We start from the raw sequence: 18,512 nt of genomic DNA on the forward strand, positions 1-18,512 counted from the left end.
TTGCCGGCTTAATTTACTGCTGAAACACCACCATTTGATGACACTCCAACCGGGGGACGGTCACCCGAATCCGTTCCCCGTCCTCAGTATCGAACGGCAATGCTTCGCCCTGGGGCTCAAGCGTCACCTTGGCGGGCTTTTCTTTCATACGGAGCGAGAGCTCCACATTATACAACGGAACGATATCCTCAATTATTTCTATGTTTCCGCCCGCTATGTTGGCATTGCCGCCGTCCAGCTTGAGCGCACCGCCACGACCGACAGTGTTCGCATACAGAAGATGAACAACATTTCTGTTTTGCGCCTCTTGACGCGTAACGGTCACCCGTCCGGTTGAGGGCAGGTTTGTTTTGACCAAGTCCGCCCCATTCAAAAGCAAGCGCAAACAAGCGCCAATAAACTGTCTGTATACAACCTGCCCGTGGGCGCGATAGCCGGTGAAGGCCGCGTGCGCAAGATAGAGGATGTTTCCCTTGTGCGAGCCGGCCGCGAAACCCGACGGTTCGCGACGCCCGGGCGCGTGCTGGTGACTGCAAAAATGCTCAAAAGTGCGGTTGAAATAAGGTTCGTATATATCACCGAGACCGCTCCCCGAAGCCGGTTTGATTCGCTGTGAGCGGGCATATACAACAAAAGGTGTTTTGACATAATCGGGCCTCAAATCCGAACGCGGCAAAATATACTCCGGACTATATTCACTTGCGCCCATCCACTCCGCGCCGATGTCGAGGGCAAACCCGCCGCCATCCGCGCGCAAACCGCTCTCGCCCGTGAGGAAAAGTTTTCCACCCGCCCCAAGATACGCCCGCGTCTTTTTCTCCAGCTGCTCATCGAGCCGAATATCATCGGGGAAAATCACAATATCATAGGACGACCAGTCGCTTTCGCGGTCAACCATGACAAACGCATGATGCTCCTCCAGCAATACGCGCGTCGCTCCCGTATCGGGCGCGTTGTGCCGCGTGGTGCCGGGATGCTCGGATTCACTTGATAAAATCGCGATTTGCGCAACGGGCGCCGCATCCGCGCACCAAGCCTCCTTGGCACGCACATCGCGGTAGGCGTTGCCAATGATCTCATAGGTGCTGGCATCGAGATCGCCATCCGGATGAAGCTGATCGCCGACACTGCACCGCGCGCCAAAAGCCAGCATCGCGGCGCATTCGTATTTGAGCGCGTTGGGATGCTTGAGCCCGCCGAACTCACCCCATGTCGTGTGAAACTTTCCCGTCATTCCGAGATACGGCAGGCCGAGCTGCGCCACGTAGGAGGCGCTTTCGGGAAAGTGATCATATCCCCAGCCCCCGGTTGGCAGGGACTCAAGCTCCAGATGACTCTGATAACGTATCACATCGCGACGCCCGCGGGGAATGTGTCCGGAATTATGAAACACCGGCATGCCCGCCCGAAGAATGCGTGCGGCGGCATTGGTCTTCTCACAATAAATGCGCCCCGCCGCCTCCGCGCACAGTTTGCGATCCTCCTCATTGCGTGGATCAAGGCCGGCCGCCTTCATATAATCAAGCGCCCAGCGCGAACATCCCGGAAACGGGGAAACGATATCGAGAAATATTCCGTCGCAATCAGGAAACAACCGCACGGCCTCCTCAATTTGCGCGCACAGGTAGTCGAGGTATGGAGAAAGAAAATCCATCTTATGGAATCCGGCCTTCAGCGGCGGCGCGCCAATCACGCGCCCGTCGGCGTCCAGCTCCCTCCACTCGGGATGCTCGTGCGACATTACATTGTCCAGGCCCGCGGACAGATAGACGGGGACGTTGATGCCGATTTCCTTGCACGCGTCGTATTGGGCGCGAAGCAGATCGAACGACAGGCCGGGATGCATGCGCCCCACTTTTGTCGGATGATAACTCCAGCCATGATGGCATTTTGAAAACAGCGTGATCGAGTCCACCGCGGCCTCCCGCAGGCAATCCTGCCAGCGCTTCTTGTCGAAACGCGAGCCTATGCCCGGAATCGCCGGGGATGTGTGGAAATCCAAATGCACTTGTCTGAAACGCAATGAGTGTGGCTTCATATTAAAAATTCTCCCCCGCCGCGGCGGTCTCGGCGGCGACTATGTTTCTTATATATTTTACCTCCCGTTTAAGAACCCGCGCCTGCAACACAATATCATGCTCATGATAAAACGGCATGAATACAAACGTCCCCGACCAGCGGCGGCGCGCCAGCGGCCTTGTCACCTCGTGCCAGTTCACGACCCCCTCCTCGGCAGAGCACCAATCGCGCGCCCAGCCCTTGTCCGGCTCGTTGAAACGCGAGGCGTCTCGCGCGAGCTTCGTGTCCTTTATGCCATACGCCTTTAGGTAATCGCCGAGCAGTGACACGGATTTTTGCCACTCCTCAAATCCCTCGAACGACTGATTGCCCGGATCAAGCTCCACGCCGACCGCCGACGGGGGCAAACCCCGCACAAGATCCCACGCCGCCGATGCCGTGGATATCAACTTGGTGTGATGAACCTGATAGATGACGCGAATATTGTTTTTTATACAAAGCTCCGTCATTCGCTCCATCACGCGGCGCGCCTCATCAAGGGCGGGAAGCGTCTCGCCCGGCGCCGGCTCAAAGTAGGCCATCCGAAACTCAGCGATCCCGTTTTCACTCAGAATGCGCAACCAGTCCGGATTTTTTTCGACCTCCTCCAATGTCCAGCCAACGGTTGCGAATCGCACGTCGATCCCCTCACCGCGCATGAAGCGGGTGAAGGCGCGCACATCGCGCTCCATTGTCGCGGGCTCGCACCAATAGCCTTCGCGTATGACGAGGTTCACCGCGTCCAGTCCGCAATCGTGTATGAGCCCGGCAAGCTCCATCCTGTCGAGCGGGCGAAAAAATTTCGGATAAATCGAGAATGTGATTTTCATGCAATGCGCTCCAGCATGTCCCGGGTCACCACGCACTGTGGCGGTTTTCCGGAAAGAAAAGCCTCTATGTCCGCCACCGCCCGCCTTCCCATATTATACGTGGCGGGGCCGGCCAGGTGCGAAGTATAATATACATTTGGCAAGGCGCGCAACGGGCTGTCCGCCGCCGCGGGCTCCGGATTGGAAACATCCAGGAACGCCCAAAGGCGCTCTTTTTCAAGCTCCCGTATAAGCGCATTTTCATCGATGCACTCCCCGCGCGACGTGTTGATAAAAACAGTGTCATCGCGCATGGCCTTGAAATGCTTTTCGCCAAGCAATCCGTGCGTCGAGGGAAGCACCGGAGTGTGCAGCGTCACGGCATCGGCGTTTTGGCAAAGCTCCATGAGATCACGAACAAGCCGCGCGCCGCGTTCCTCGGCCTCGTCCGGCTTTATATACGGATCATACAAATCAATCGCGCAGCCAAACGGGCGCAAGTATTCCATGACCAGTTTGCCGACTTCCGAAGCCCCGATTACGCCGACCCGGCAGGCTGACAAAACCTTCATGCCCGCCGGTCTTTCCGCGGGCCCCCGCCGGTTCGCCCGGGCATTGGGAATGATGCGGCGCAGGCCGACAATCAACTCGCCCACGACCATCTCCGCCACGCATTCGGCGATCGCGCCCTTGCATGACGCGACTGTCAATTCATGCCCGCCCCAGTCCTCGGCGAAAAAGTGTTTCACGCTGCCGCCGACATGCTCCCAAAACCGGAGATTGGGCGCGGCCGAAAATAACGCGGCAGAAGGCGCGGGGGCCCACCACGAGCCAACTGCGATATCACAGCCGCGCAACACATCCGCCGCCTCGGCCACGGATACTGGCTCCATCGCCCCGGTGGCCGTGACATCGCCAATCTCATGCAGACGCCGCCACGAGGCTTCATCAAATAAGTCCTCGCGCAAGGGCTTGTGAATTATCACTCCGATTTTTGGTTTCATTTGGCAGAAAAAATTGCGTCTTATTTGTCAGCATCATCCTTCATCACGGTGCCGTCGTCGGTATCCACGCGCTTCGCCAGCTTCAACTGGCGGAAGAGACTCCGCAGGTCCTTCCACACGCCGACGGTAAACCACAGTGTCGTGAATATCGCCAAAACAAAACTGATCCACACGGACGTGATCATGGCGTAGTTGAACCACCAGTCCTCGGACAGGCGCCCGACGAACAATGTCCACAGCAAAATGCCCACGGCGAGCAGGTTCAGGCCGAGCGTCCAGCCCACCACGCCGATCGTGATCGCCTTGTCGCCGCGCGTGAAGTTCTCATCTATATTAAGAAGTTTGGTAAGCCAGTTTTTGCGCACCGGTTTCTCGACCACATTGGGTTCCTCCAGCTTGTATTTTCCGCGGTGCAGCATCTTTTCCAGATTAAAAGGATGCCGGCAGGTGATGAGTGACACGATTATATAACTCGAGCCCGCGACAGCCGCCGTGATTGCCGAGAGGTGGATTCCATTCAACGGACAGTGCTCCGGATTTGCCGCGAAAAACTCCGCGATGGTTCCTCCCGGCTGGGCCATGCCCGCCGCCCACTTGGCCAGCGGTTTCCAGAACTGCTGCATGATATTGAAGAATACACCGAGGCCCGCGCCGATGCTCATCGCCGTCCACGCGCCCGCATTGGTGCCGCGTTTCCAATACAAGCCTCCCCACACCACAAATCCGATGCCGCCCAGGTAGATCGCCCCGATCAGGGCGACAATCATGACAAGATAATCAACCGGCTTGAACAAAATGCTGAACGTGCACGCAAACGCGGCCACGCAAAACACGGTTATCCTGAGCCAGCGCACATGCTCCTTCGGCGCAAACGGTTTTTTGCGCATGGGCATGATGACATCCTGGAGAATGGTCGAGCCGTGCCCGTGCAATTGCACGCCCTGCGCGGCCAGCAAACCAAACAGCAAGATCGCCAAAAGGCAGCCCTTCACGCCCGGTGCGAGAAACGCTCCCAGCGCCATCGGCATGCTCATCTGCGTGCGCAATTGCGGATAGTCGATTGTATCAAGCCCCGCCTGCACCATTGCCTGCTCTTTCGAAAAGTCCGCATGATGCAGCACCGTGAACGCCGCTATGGAAATGAGCACGCTCATGGCGATGTAACAATAACCGCGCCAGTTTCCGAGTATCTGGGCCATGCGCCCCTCGTGCGCGGTTTTCGCCGCCGCGGCAAAACCCTGCTGCCACGCCGTGCCACGGTAATAGTATAAACTCATGCCAATGCTAAGCAGAATATAAATACCGTTAAAATCCGACCGCCCGCTAATCTCGAACGGATCGACAAACGACGCTCCCGGCGCGCCCGATGTAAGCGCTTCGCGCATCTGCGTGACCGAAATGGTGCCTATAATAAAAATGGCCACCACGATATAAAAGAATCCCGATATCACGCCCTCGATACAATCCGTGATCATCACGCTGATCTGTCCCCCGCTGAGCGCGAAATAGAGCGATATCGCCATCAGAACCAACATGATGATGACGAATGTCGGCATGCTAAACGAGCCTATCGTCACAGTGTTTGGCAAATTGCAAAAATAGACAAAAAAGCGAGCCCCAACGGCGGGCTGCACGCCGAAGTTTAATATTCCGGAAAATACGGCGAGAAAGCTGGCAAAGACCCGGAGCCCCCTGCTGTAGCGCATCTCGAAGAATTGATGAAAGGTAAGCGCGCGCGTTTCGCGAAACCGGTAAACCACCAGCCCGAATATCGCGATAAAGAAGAATATGATGTCGCGCGACGTGTTCCAGAAATTCAGGGAGAACCCCGTTCTGGAAAAGACTTCCAGCGCCGTGATCAGCAACATCACGCTGGAGCCCGTCTCGGCAAGCGCGGTGCAAATCAAATAACGCCCGGCGCAACGATTGGCGGCAAGAAAATCCGCCACGCTGTGCATGTATCGTTTAAGATAAACGGAAATGCCCAGGACAAACGCCAGCGGCACAAAAATGATCAGTATGTCGTATATGCTTAGATTCATGAAAATATTCCCCTGTATGTTTATTAATCAAATTTGAAACCGTCACAGCCGGCGCCCGCCAGATTGACGCGATGCCCCGAGCGATAGCTTTCCCGAATCGCGCATGTGTAATCGTAGGCGCGAATGCCATCCTCGATGCCGACCGGCATCGGCCCGCCCGCGAGCCATGCGTCAATGAAATCCTTCATTTGCGCGGAATTGCGATCAATCTCGCCGCCGTCGCCCAATTCAGGGCCGAGCGACCACTCATAGGTTTCCTCGGCGGCGCGCGCGCGATCCTTATACACACGCACAAAGGTGTCCTTGCCCCATTGATACTGGATGCCAAGCCCCTCGGCATGCACGGTTCCGCGCTGCACGTATTGATGACTGTTTTGCGACAATGCGAAAACAGCCATGCCGCCTTTTTTATACAAAAAGGCGGCGTTCAGCTCGCGCTCCTCGTGAGGCAGCGGCACGCCGGGCGGCGTGTAAGCCGTGGCGGTCACCGAATCCATCGCGCCGCCCAGCCACCAGAGCCAGTCAAACACATGGCAGCAATGTTGCAAAAGTTCGCCGCCGGATTGTTCGAGTCGCTGGCGCCAGCCGTATTGCGAGGGATCAATCGGCGTCTTGCGCTCGGGCGTGAGCCAGTGGTGATGCACGCCAAGAATGCGCCCCGCCTCGGGGCGGCGGAGGATTTCCGCCACCTTGCGATAGGGCGTGACATAGCGATACGAAAGCCCGACGTAACAACGCACGGGGTGCTTTTTATGGGCAGCGAGTATTTTCGCCCTGCCCTCCTGGCTCACGCAGACCGGCTTTTCCAAATACACATCCTTCCCGGCCTGCGCGGCCTTTGCAAAGGCATCGGCATGCAAAAACGGGGGCAGACTTATCAAGACGACATCCACATCGGGGCATGCCAGAAACTCGGCCTCGGACTCAAATGCGCGGCCGCCATATTTTTCAGCGGCAAAACGCGCCTTGGACTGGTCGATGTCATAACACGCGGCAATCCGCACGACATCACCCGCCGCCACGGCGGCGGCCTCCATGAGATCGCGCGTGCGATACATGTTGCAGCCGTAAAGTCCGAATCGGATTTTGTTTTTCATAAATATTAAAGTGTCAACGGGCCAAGGGCGAAATATTCAATTCGCCCGCGTCGGTAATATAACAAGTGAACCAGCTATACATGGAGCCGCCCTGGTTTTTCACCACCAGACGGTTCACGCCCTTCCTCAGTTTTACGGAAACCGGACACGGTTTCCATGCGTTGAAATACGCGCCGGTGTTTTGCTGTGTTTTTAAGTTTCCAGCAGGCTTCAACAGCTCGCCGTTCAGCCAGGCGTTGGCCCACCAGTCGGAGCCTATGTAGATCAACACATCCCGATCGCCGGGGCTTTCGATAAATGTCTGCGCATAACCGATGCCAAATCCCGTCAGGCCCGCGCGCGTGGCAAAGTTCACCCCGGCATCCTCGTGCGTGCCCACAATTTCGGTTGTGCGCCTCCAGCGGATTTCCTGATTTTTCTCATTCCGAAACACCATGCGCTCCCCTCCCGCATTTTCAGCCTCGGGACCATAAGCGGTTTCCATGCCTCGTTTCACGTTGGCATCGGTCATGGCATTATTTTTCCAAAATCCGTCAAAAGGCGCGGCGACGGCCCAGCTTGCGGTATTGAGCGGGCGCAAACGCGGAACGAGCTTCGCGGCATAAATGCCAAAGGCACCGCTCATTTCCCCGTTAGTGGAAGCGCGCTCGATCCGCAGGCGCGTTTTGCCCGACGGGAGAAGCACAGCGGGGAAAATGGTTTTCTCCGGGCTGCCGGCGACGTTTGTCCTCGCGCAAACGGAAAGACGCGTCCCCCCAAGCGAGACAATGAGTTCGCCGGGAACCATGGACACATGCCCCAGCGACAACTGGTAATAACTCGCGGCGGGTGCCTCCAAATCGAACTCGATCACGCCCGCATCACCGGCGCGCACGACTTTTCCGAAACGCCACTCCGGATTGAATGTCTCGGTGTCGGCAAATTGCGCGTCAATGCCCGCCGAAACCACACGCAAATTAAATAGTGCCTCCGCGTCCAAAAATGGATCGTCGGGATCGAAACGTTCCGCGCGTAAATTCTCCAACAAGTCCGGAAAACGCGTCTCGACCTGGCGCTCCGGATAGCGTCCCGTCTTTTCATAAACGGACATCATGCGCGCGGACGAAAGCAGCGTGCGCGCGCGCCAATAGGATTTCGATCCCAGCGCCGCGGCGGCGGCATCCACGCCGAGTCGGAACTGCGCTTTTTCATCACCGGAAAACGAGGTCGCGAACACGCCCGACTCGATTTCCGCGAGCAGTTTTTTCGCAAACGTCAAACGCCGTTTGACAAAGTCGATTTCACCGTCCGGCACGCTGGTGGTCGCGCCTGTGATTGAAGCCCCCGCCGGCGCCTCAAAGGCGCGCAGCTCAAACGGAGCCAGCGCGAGCGGGAGCCGCCCGTTTTCGATTGTTATTTTTTCATCGCGCCCCAAGCCGCAGACCTCCCGCGCGCCGCTTATATCAAGAGCCATTTCCACCGCGTAACGCTCGCGGTTGACGACGTAGAACAGCGTCTTGTCCGGCTCCACGCGCTGCCACGCGGCGGCGGGATCGCGCGCGAAGGGCAGCGGCTCAAAGGGCTTGCGCGGCAGGCTGGCAAACGCGCGCATCCAGTTTATATAAAAATCGCGCTGGCCGAAAAGCAGCGGATAACCGCCGTCGCGCATCATCATCGTGTCCTGCCCGGCAAGTATGACCGCAAGCGGCTCGAGCGCGTTGATTCCCGCCGGGGCAGACGACGAGCAATAATGCCAGCGCGGCAGCGGCGCACCCAATTTGGCGAGGGGAAATTGCGGCCCCCATTCCTGATACGCGCCGCCCATGGCCGCGGCCCGCGTCATGTTGTATCCGATTTTTAGATTCTCCGGAGTTTGAAAACGATCATACGCTTTTTGATCGGCAAGATATGTGAATGTTTTTCCGCGCCCGTATGATGTAGCCGGAACAATCGCGATGCCCGGCATGCGCGCGAGCATTTCGAGATCGAAACCCATTTCGGAAAAACGCTCGCGCACATCCGCTGGAATGCTGGGCGCGTGGTTTTCGTCCTGCCGGCCGTCACCGCAAAGAAAAAGTGTGAGGTCGGGACTTCTGGCGCGAATGCGGGCGACGAGACGTTGCAAATAATCGGTCAGGCGCGCCGAGCGCCACGCGATCCACCCCGCCTTGTTTTCCGGATTCGTGAGAAAACGATATCGAGCCTCAAAACGTTTTTCGGGATCATCGCCCGCGGGAACCTTGATGCCGGTGTCCTTCTCAAACTCGCGCACGGTCCAATCCTCGTATCCCCAGTTCAGGCTGGAAATGGCGTAGAGTCCGTCCCACTGCCACGGATCGAGACGCCCCGACATGCCCGCAAACGAGCGCGTGTCGGCAAGCGCATCGGCCAGCTCGCCGTAGATGGAAATCATCATGTTTTGCACATGCGGATGCAGGATGTTCCAGTTCGGCCAGGTGCCCTCGGACGCGCCGCCGGATGTCGCGGCGGTGCTCGTGCTGAATCCCCACCAAGTGCGCGTGTAGAGATCATCGGGATTTTCCACGCCGGCGCGCATCACCGTTTCGTTGAAGTAGCGCAGGCGCGCCAGAAATATTTCCGCCACATAACTGAGTCCGTATTTTTCGCAAAGCAGCGCGCTAATGCGCGGGAGGTTGTAGTGCTTGAGCAAATATCCGTCGAGAACCGGTGAGTCGTAGGTGGCTTGCTGGTAGGCGACGACGGTGGGCCAGAAGGCGTTCGTGCCCGTGTGCGCGAGCCACTGCATGGTGCGCTTGAGTCCGATAAAATCGCGCGCATGCGCGGGCAGATTCGGGGGCGTGTTGAAGTGTGTGTGCCAGCGCTCGTGCTCCTCCATCCACATGCCGACGAATCGTCCCCGGCCGTTGATTCCGAGCGCGGGCAAGTCGCCATCGACACGATACACGCGGATTCGCGCGGCGGCGGCCCGCTTGCCGATGCGACTGCTCACAATCCCGAGGTTCACATCGCCGCCGTTCGGCCAGAACATGACTTTCTCTGTGAGCATTTTGTTTGAAAGCGGCAGATAACCGCCGGTCTCGTAACCAAAAGTCGGCGGCAGGTAGCCGCGCATTTTTTTCCCCGCCCCGCCCTTTTCATAAATATCAACAATCGACACGCACACGGAGCGCCAGTCGTCGTCGGGATGCTCGATCTCGATCACGAAGGGCTTTCCCGGCTCGATGTTTTCGAGCAAATACGAAAACCCGGAAAAGTTTTCAGCAAGCGCAGCGGGGTGCGCCGCCACCGCGGGACCAAGGCCGTTGTTGCTTTCGCGATAACGCCCCGCGGGAATCGTTACCACGCGCGTCTCGCCGTTGGCCTCCCAATAATTTTCACCGGGCCGGACAGGCGCTCCGTTGACGGTGTTTGCCACGCAGTCGATATCATAAACAAGCGTGCGCGCCGTCTCCGAAACAACAGCGGACGCGGGCTGCGCGACAGGCTCCGTATCAATGACAAAATACGCACTCTCGACAAATTCCTGCTGCGAGAGCACGCGCCCGCCGGTTTTTGCCACAAGGCAAAACACACCCTCCTTGTCGCACGGAATCTCAATATCCCTGACCGAATAATCCTCCGCGGCGGGAAACTCGAGCGTGGCGATCTTTGTTTCCGCGCGCGTAAGCTCGTTGACACGATGGATGTCGTAGCTGGCGGCGACATTGTCACCGCCGCCGGTGACGCGCAGCCAAAGCGACTCGCCCTTTCGCAGTTCGCGCCTGCTCATGATCCGCGCCTCAACGCGATCCTGCGCGGCGGTCCCCGCCTCCTCGACACGCCACGAGCGCGCAAACCCCGCCGGAAACGCCATGCGCCCGACGCGCTTGAAACTTACCGTGTGCCTGCCCGCGCCGAGTCGGAGATTCGCGACCTTTGTCCATTCCGGGTCGGGCTCCCCGCGCTGTTTCGACGCATCGGCCCATTCGGCAACCGACTTGATGCTGCCGCCGAAAAAAAGCGAAACCCGCCGCCCGTCGACAAACACCTCGCGCGCGAGCGACGGCAAATGCTGAAGTGAAAGCACATACCAGCCATCACGCGGCACGGTAAAATCGTAACTCGCCTCGACGCGATTCGCCTGTGTCGGCCCGGCGCCGGGATCGCTCCAATTCGTGGGAAACGACACCCTGCCATGATCGGGATCACTCACGCTGCGCTCGATGCGGAACGACGCTTCCCCAGTTTGCGCGATGGCGCACACGCCAAAAAAGGCAAGAGGCACCATCCACAAAAGCAGATAACGAACGGGGCGAAAGGGATTCATCGTTGAAACAAATGCAATAGGCCGGGAAATCACCCGCAAGGGGGGCTTCGGTTTATCGTTAAGTCCGCAGGGTCATTCAACAGCATATTCGCCACTTTCGCCCGCCATCGCCCCGTAACGCAAATCGCCAGGATTGTTCACGGAAAACCAGAATCCGTTTCCCATAGAACCGGCGGCGACCTTGAGCATGATTTCGTTCGCGCCCGGACGCAACCGGACGATGCGGGTCTTCTGACGCTTCAGCGGCAATCCCGCCGGATGATAATAATCCTCCACGATTTCGCCGTTGATCCAAAGTCGCGCGAAATAATCCACCGAGTAGGCAATCCGCACCTCGCACGCCGCGGGCGCAATAACATGGGTGACCGCGTAACTGATGCTGCTCGCGGGCTCGCCGCCCAGCACCTGCAAATCGACAAAATCGCGCGCACCTTGGCCCCGGCGCCATTTGAGCTGCGCGCCCGCGCCGTCATCAAGCACCGCGCTAAAATCACGCTCGACCTCAGGTGCGAAAGCGCGACTCCTCATCGCCCGCGCCATCGCGGCGGACGCTTCGGCGCCCGTCACATTTTTTTGCACCGCGGGAAAAGGCCCGGCAAGCATCCACTGATTCGCGACGATGTCTTCATAAACGGGCGTTGCCTGGAGAAAAAGCACGCCTTGTTTTTCCCCGTCATCAGGCGCCAGCGAAACACGATGCGCACCCTTTGACAATCGAACCGGGTGCTCCGTCACTGCCAGCCGCCCTCGTGGCGCCCCGCTCTCCGTTTCCAAAAAACCACACGGCGCGCCATCCACCAACAGCCGGGAACTTGAAAACCCGCCACCGGCAACATAACCCATTTGCAAACGATAGCGCCCGTCGGCGGGCACGGTTAGTTCAAATTCCGCAACACCGCTCCGTGAAACAACAACCCGCTGCCCCGCCCAATCCGGCTCCAGTGATTCGGATTCGACCAGCGAAATCACAGACCCGCTCGCGCGCTCAAGCAACGCCGGGCCGGACACCGCATCATGCGGAATGCTCAAAACACCATTGTCATCGAGCAGCGGCGGAACGTGCCCGCACTCCGCGTAAATCTCCCGCAACTCCTGGGCTTCCTGCAAAGTTCGCGCGCGCCACAGTCGCCCCTGTTCGAGCGCCACCCGGGCTTCTTCATCGGCCTCGCGCAAGCGTGCCCTTTGGGCGTCGGTCAATCCATTCCCCGCCCGGCCTTGCCCGACATCCCGCGCCAGTCGCGAAAGCCACGCCGTCATCTCGCGCGCATGCGCAAGCGCGGTCTCCGGAACAGTTGTGATTATTTTCTGAATGCACGCGGTGCCCTCCGCCGCGAAAGTGCGCAGCTCATATGGAGCGAGTTGCACGGTAAACTCGTCCGCATTTCGAAATACGGGTTCACCCGTTGCAAGGCGTGTGAGTGTCACCGGCGCGGCAAAACGAACAGTGATTGCGACCGGAAAACGCTCGCGGTTGACGGCATAAAAGAGAAAGCGCCCGCCATCGCGACGCTCCCAAACCGCAACCGGATCGCACGCATCCGGGCGAGGCGTGAAGGGCATCGCCGGAAGCGAGCGGTATTCCCGAAGAAACGTCCTCAACGCAGGCTGTCCGAGCGAGTAACCGTTGCCGCCATCGCCGAGCGCAAGCGCGTCGCATTCGGCAACCCGAAGCGCAAAACGCTCCAGATAATGCGCCCCCGCCGGATTCACCGCGCCCGAAATCCACCCGTGCCGTGTGTTCGCGGGATAGCCCAAATCCGCGGGCGGCGCGACCTTGTTGCTGGCCTCGAAATAGGACATCGTCGTCAGCATCCGCGCCGGTGCGCCCGCCGGCGCCACCATGCGCAGCGAAGCCGGACTCAGCGAGGCGTCCCGGGCCCGCTGGTCAACCGCCTCGGTCTTGCGACGCCCGTAGCCCGCCAGATGGACAAAATCGACGCCGTCGAGCCGCGCGATTTCGCCCGGGTCGATGCCGTGCTCCGCCATTTCATGAATCGGCAGGGAGCATGCGAGCATGAGCCTGGCGCCCGGCGCGTGATGACGAAGCGCATCGCGCACCTTTGCAAAAAAATCCGACGCCTTCCGGCAGCGCCACGCCATCCACGCGTCCCTGTGCCCGCCCGTGAGCCAGGCAAAACGCCGCTCATGGCGGTCGGGATCGTCGTTGTTTACGGGCACCTTGATTCCAGTCTCCCGCTCGAAACAGGCAATCGTGTCGTCGCCATACCCCCAGTCGATATTGCCAAAATTTCCGAAGCCCGTATTTTGCCACGACATGACGCGAAGCGACGCGCCCGCAAAGGCGAGGGAATCCGAGTAGCGCTCCGCATACTCGCCGAGCATGCCGAGCACAAAACGCTCGACCTCCGGATTCAGAAAATCGAAAAGCGGATCGCTCCGCCCCTGCCTGGTTTTGCCGTGGCGGTTGATCTGATAAATCGTCCGCGAGTCCCCCGCCGCGCCGAAGCCCACCTGAGCTGTCGCGCATCGGGATGAAATTCGCCGGCGAATTTGAGTCCGTATTTTTCGCACATCAGTTCCAGAACGCGCACGGCGTCGTCCGTGCCGGAATCCGCGTAAGTCAGGTTGTAACGGCCCGGATACATCGTCATCTGGTAGATGGCGATCGTGGGCAAAAGCATGCTCGCACCCATGTGAGACATCGTGCGCGCCCAGTTTTCCGACGACACATACGTCGCCGACGCCTTTGCGCTGTCGCCGCCAAAAAATCCCGCGTAACTCAATCCCTCCTCATACCAATGGATAAAATCGCGCCCGTGTTTTTCCGCAACGGGGAGGGGCGCGGGATTTTCGTCGAGCTTGTATATCCGAATTTTGGATACGGCGGCGCGCATTCCGTCCTGCGGTTGCATGACCATCGCCCGCAGATCCGTGTGCAGCGGCCAGAAATACAGCCCCATTGTCCGCATGCGATTGCCCAGTGAAAACTCCCTTCCGCAATCCGGCCCCGTCGCCGGTCCCGCGTAGCGTTGCGGATTGCCGCTGCGGGGCACCACGACAAACGTCCGCCTGGCATCGTCCGGATAATCAAACTCCATCCAGTAGGTCGCGTCCGGATCGTCCACGCGAAATGCGTAGGCAAACCAGCTCGGCTCCGTCGCGTTCATGTGTTGCAGGTAACCGACATCGCCCGACTCGCGATAGGCGCCCCAGCTTTTTTGCACCACGCGCGTGTCGCCTCCGCGAAAAAAATCCGGCTCGCGCGTCACGCAATCAATCTCGGCAACCAGTGTTTTGGCCGGCTCACGCGCGGTCTTGTCCGCCTCCACTCGCGTCGTGTTCACCACGATAAAACTTGAGGGAATAACGCCGCGAAGGGGAATCTCACCGCCGGCCATCAAGCACACCAGCCGGAAAACGCCCTCGCGTTCGCACCGCACTTCGACACGCGCCGGCCCCTTCGAAGAAAGCGCCAGCCTTGCCGAGCCGCCCTCAATTCCCGTGTCAATTTCGACAAGCCTGAATTCCAACTCCTCCGCATTCCAAAAAGGCGCGTGCGCCACATCAAGCAGCACCGCCTCGCCCAAACGAAGCGCGTTGTGCCGATTGGCAACACTGACCTGAAAACGCTCCCGCGCCGGAGCTTCGTCGGGAGTGCGCGTCATTGTCCATTCCGTGATTGGCGCGAACCCTTTCCAATGAAACCGCTCCAAGCGCAACGTGTGCGTCCCGGCATCAAGCCACAAGCCGCCGATTGCCGGGCCGCGCCCGTAAAAACGTGTTTTTCCGTCCACAAGAAACTCGTGACCGGTCCCGTCGTGAGACACTTTCAGGCAATGCCAGCCGGAGCGCGCGATCTCGAAATCGTATTCGACCCAACCGGACACATTGCGTCCTTGATTTTCGCCCGTGCGACCCGACAGATTTCCCGCCTCGCGAATCCATTCGCGCTTGTTGTCATCATCCAGTTGGCAACGGTCAAACGACACCGCGGCCCTCCGGATGCCGTCCGCCGCCTGCGCCGCGGGTTGTAAATCACGGCCCCATTTCGGCATCGCCGGGAGCTCAACCGTGTCGCTGCTTTCACGCACCCCATCCGCCGTCTCAAACATGCAATACGCGAGCACCTGCTCGTCCGGCGCAGGAGGCGCGATTGTGGCCGTCCACGCGCCGTCGCGTTCCCGCCGCGCGGCGATCTCACTCCACGGCACGGTTTCATCGGGCTTTCGCGCACGTCCGTATTTGAACGCAGCCCGCGGCATGCGTTTGCACCAAAAAACCGCCCGCTCAATTTCACCATCACAACGGGCCGACAACACAAGCGCCCCGTCCCTGTTTTCCGCGGACATTTTTTGCGCGCGCGGCCATGCAGGCTTGCCGCGCATCACGGATTCAAACCACTGCCGGGGAATTGTCTCGTTGCTCACTTTCGAGTGATTGTCGTTTGGCAGCATCAACAGCGCCTTGGGCGCGGTCATCGCGCGCCAAGTGGCGAGCACCGCGGGCATGAAGAAAAAAATATCATCCGTGCCCGACAGCAACAGAGTCGGCGTCTTGATGTCCGCGAGTCCGTGCTTCGGATCCAGCACCGAAAGCCATCGCGCCGCCGCGTCGCGCTCGCCGAGTCCGAGCCGGCCAAAATAACCGCCCCAGTTCAATTCGCGCACAAATCCGCTGCCGTATTTGAGCGCGGCCGCTTTCACGTCGGGCTCCACCGCCAGTGTGAGCAGCGAAAGGTGCGCCCCCGCCGACATCGCCGAGAGGCATAACTTCGTCGAATCAACGTCCGGCCGCGCGCGCAAAAACTGCAATGACCTCCGGACAAAACGCACGCCGTTGGTAATTGTGTCAGCCGCCGGGTCAGCCAGATTGAAACGGCCCGCAACCGGCTTGCCGTCCTTGCCGAGCGTCGGCTGCGCGATGCGGCCAAACGCATTAAAATCGGAGCGCGGGTCGGGCCGCTTCACCCCACCCTCCTCCCGTCCGGCCCAGTCGATGCAAAGGCAAACATAACCCGCCTGCGCATACTCCACCGCCGCCTCGGAGGTAAGCGCCTGCTTGAGCCCCGCGCCGTGCAAACGCACGACGCCCGGATATTTTCCCTCGCGCTTTGGATAGGCAAGCCACGCGTAAATGCGCGTGGGCGCGCCATTGAAAGGGGGCCCGTTGAACATGATTTCCTCCAGGATGGCATCGCCTTTGTCCGCGCGGGATAGAACCGTAATTTCAAACGGATTGTCCTTCGCGTCGGGAATCGAAAACAACTCCGTGCGGGAAAACGCGGACGGCGCGAAGGCGAGCGCCAGCATTATGATGAACGGGGAAAGGAAGCGTGTGTGTTTCATAAAAATGATATCCGTGGGAGCGCGCGCCAAAGGAGGGGCGCGCCGTCCCGCCGCCCTTTTGGTGTGTTATAATTCAGGTGCGAGGCCTGTCGGCCTCGATCGGCGACAGGAATGCCGCCGCTCCATTTTATCGCGCCGCGCCGCCTGCCTCATTCCACAGGGTGGCGAGATACTCCCGCGGGTGATCTTTTTCTTTCCGGGCGAGGACGCTTTTAAGCCGAGTGTTTTGCGCCACGACGCGGCCGTTTTTGCGTCGATCAACTCGCCGGGATTCACATTCCACCCGGAGATCGCACCGCGAAGGCCGAGAAGCTGCGCCGCCTCGTAGCCGGCATTTCCGGGCGCGAAGTCGCGGTAGTAAATCAAAACGACACCGCGCCGCAAAAGCTCGTGCTGCAATTTTAGCGTGTCGATCTTTCGCAGCGGTTTGCCACCGGCGATGGATTGCGCCGCCGCCGCGCCCGCCGCCTCGCCGAGCGCCATCCAGCAGGGCTCCATGCGAAGCGTGCTCAGGCCGATGTGCGTCGCGGACGCGGCCACGGGCACGAGCAAACCGTCCACGTTTTTCGGAACGATGATGCGATAGGGAACGGTGTAGGGCGCGGATTCCTCGGAGAAAAATCCGTCGAGATGCGGACGGCCCGGCTCGCGCTTGCGCACGGCGTGCGAGTCGAGCCAGTAGTGGCTGGCCGTGACGCTGTCGAGGTGCAGAGGCGGACGCGCGCCGGGAGCAACGGGCGTGGCGTCATGCGATGTGAAGAGATACTCGCCCATGACGCGACGGCCCTCGCGCACATAAACCTGACGGGGAAAATTGCCGTTGTCCGTAAACTCGTCGCGAGCGAGGCCCCAGGCGGAACACTCGGCGCGAAAATCGGCGGGCAGCTCGGCGTCGTTTTGGCAGAACCAAAGGAAGCCGAGCGTGTAGTCGCGCAAACGCTTCGCGAACGTGTCGCGCCACGCCCAGTCGGATGTCGGCCACGGCCAGTTTTCCTCGGGCAGGTCGGTGGAAATAAATGAGCAATGGTGATTGTTGCCGTCGATTTTGCCGTTGGGCATCATGGTGACATTAACGACACGCACGAGCGTGCGCGCGCGGTCGGGATGCGGCGGCGTGACAGCCGCCTCGCGGTTGAGACGGAAATCCTCGATCAGGGAAACGTATTCGTCGCGATTGTAATTTGAAGGTTTCTCGATGGGCACGCGATTTTCGGCAACACGCGTGAGCGGCAGGCGGTAGTTGTAGGCTTGCACGGCATTGTCGCCGAGTCCGCTCGATCCGGGCGCGAGTTTCTCCGCGCGCCATGCGCGATAAATGCGCCCGGCCATGGGCTCGTTGTATTCGGAGCGGCCTTCGCGCCCGACACGATAGGGCGCGCCCGCGGCGGCGGCGAGATCGCCCTCGTAAGTCGCGTCAATGAAGACCTTGCCGCGTATTTGCTCGGTCGCGCCTGTCTCGCGGTTGAGAATGCGAATGGCGGTGACCCGTCCGTTTTCCAGCGTTACATTTTCGGGGAGCGCGTCGAACTGCCGCATCACGCGCACTGTGATCGTGGGATGCTCGGCAAGCATTTCCGCCAGTATCTTGGCGGCGATGGACGGCTCAAAATGATAACCGTCGCTGCAATCCTCCACCTGCGGCGCCCCGGGGCCGTAGGTTGTTTTATAATATTCGCGAACCCGTTTTATATAATCGCCGAAAATGCCGAGCGTGGCGCCGCGCGTGCCGATATCCGTGGCGCCCAAACCGTTCGCCATGAGTCCGCCGATGTGCGTGGTGCGCTCAAGAAGAATCGCGCTGTGCCCGTTGCGGGCGGCGGCGATGGACGCGGCGATGCCGCTGGGAGTTCCACCAACGATGACAACATCGTAGTCATCAACCGCCGCGAAACATCCCAGTGGCGCGATCATGAGCGCGAAAAACAGTGT

General features: G+C 59.5%; 9 protein-coding genes. All 9 read right to left on the reverse strand.

Translation table 11 applies throughout. The annotated features are described in order from the left end of the window. Positions 1-13 precede the first annotated feature (13 nt). Positions 14-2,038 carry an alpha-amylase family protein gene (locus CKA38_RS01565; RefSeq protein WP_108823928.1) on the reverse strand — a complete coding sequence of 675 codons (2,025 nt, stop codon included), beginning with the start codon at positions 2,036-2,038 and terminating at the stop codon, positions 14-16. A 1-nt stretch (position 2,039) separates the two neighbouring features. Beyond that, the gene (locus CKA38_RS01570) at positions 2,040-2,888 is read right to left on the reverse strand and encodes a sugar phosphate isomerase/epimerase family protein (protein WP_108823929.1); all 849 of its coding nucleotides are present in this window, start codon (positions 2,886-2,888) and stop codon (positions 2,040-2,042) included. Continuing rightward, complete coding sequence (locus CKA38_RS01575) at positions 2,885-3,871, reverse strand: hydroxyacid dehydrogenase (protein WP_108823930.1); 987 nt, start codon at positions 3,869-3,871, stop codon at positions 2,885-2,887. Before CKA38_RS01575 ends, CKA38_RS01570 begins: the two co-directional genes overlap by 4 nt. A 20-nt stretch (positions 3,872-3,891) precedes the next feature. Beyond that, a complete protein-coding gene (locus tag CKA38_RS01580) occupies positions 3,892-5,913 on the reverse strand; it encodes a sodium:solute symporter family protein (RefSeq protein WP_108823931.1) in 2,022 nt (673 codons plus the stop codon). Positions 5,914-5,936: 23 nt separating this feature from the next. Then, positions 5,937-7,010 (reverse strand): Gfo/Idh/MocA family protein, encoded by a 1,074-nt coding sequence (locus tag CKA38_RS01585; RefSeq protein WP_108823932.1) that lies wholly within the window; start codon positions 7,008-7,010, stop codon positions 5,937-5,939. Positions 7,011-7,023: 13 nt separating this feature from the next. Further along, on the reverse strand, positions 7,024-11,277 hold the full coding sequence (locus CKA38_RS16160) for a hypothetical protein (RefSeq protein WP_236919095.1): 4,254 nt from the start codon (positions 11,275-11,277) through the stop codon (positions 7,024-7,026). 72 nt (positions 11,278-11,349) lie between these two features. Next, on the reverse strand, positions 11,350-13,749 hold the full coding sequence (locus CKA38_RS01595; protein WP_108823933.1) for a hypothetical protein: 2,400 nt from the start codon (positions 13,747-13,749) through the stop codon (positions 11,350-11,352). Beyond that, positions 13,650-16,583, reverse strand: a complete 2,934-nt coding sequence (locus CKA38_RS01600; protein WP_108823934.1) for an alpha/beta hydrolase family protein — start codon at positions 16,581-16,583, stop codon at positions 13,650-13,652. The genes CKA38_RS01595 and CKA38_RS01600 overlap by 100 nt, the downstream gene beginning before the upstream one ends. Positions 16,584-16,649: 66 nt before the next feature. Then, positions 16,650-18,494, reverse strand: a complete 1,845-nt coding sequence (locus tag CKA38_RS01605; RefSeq protein ID WP_236919096.1) for an FAD-dependent oxidoreductase — start codon at positions 18,492-18,494, stop codon at positions 16,650-16,652. Positions 18,495-18,512: the final 18 nt, after the last annotated feature.

Origin of the sequence: Ereboglobus luteus, from assembly GCF_003096195.1 — a bacterium.
GTDB lineage: Bacteria > Verrucomicrobiota > Verrucomicrobiia > Opitutales > Opitutaceae > Ereboglobus > Ereboglobus luteus.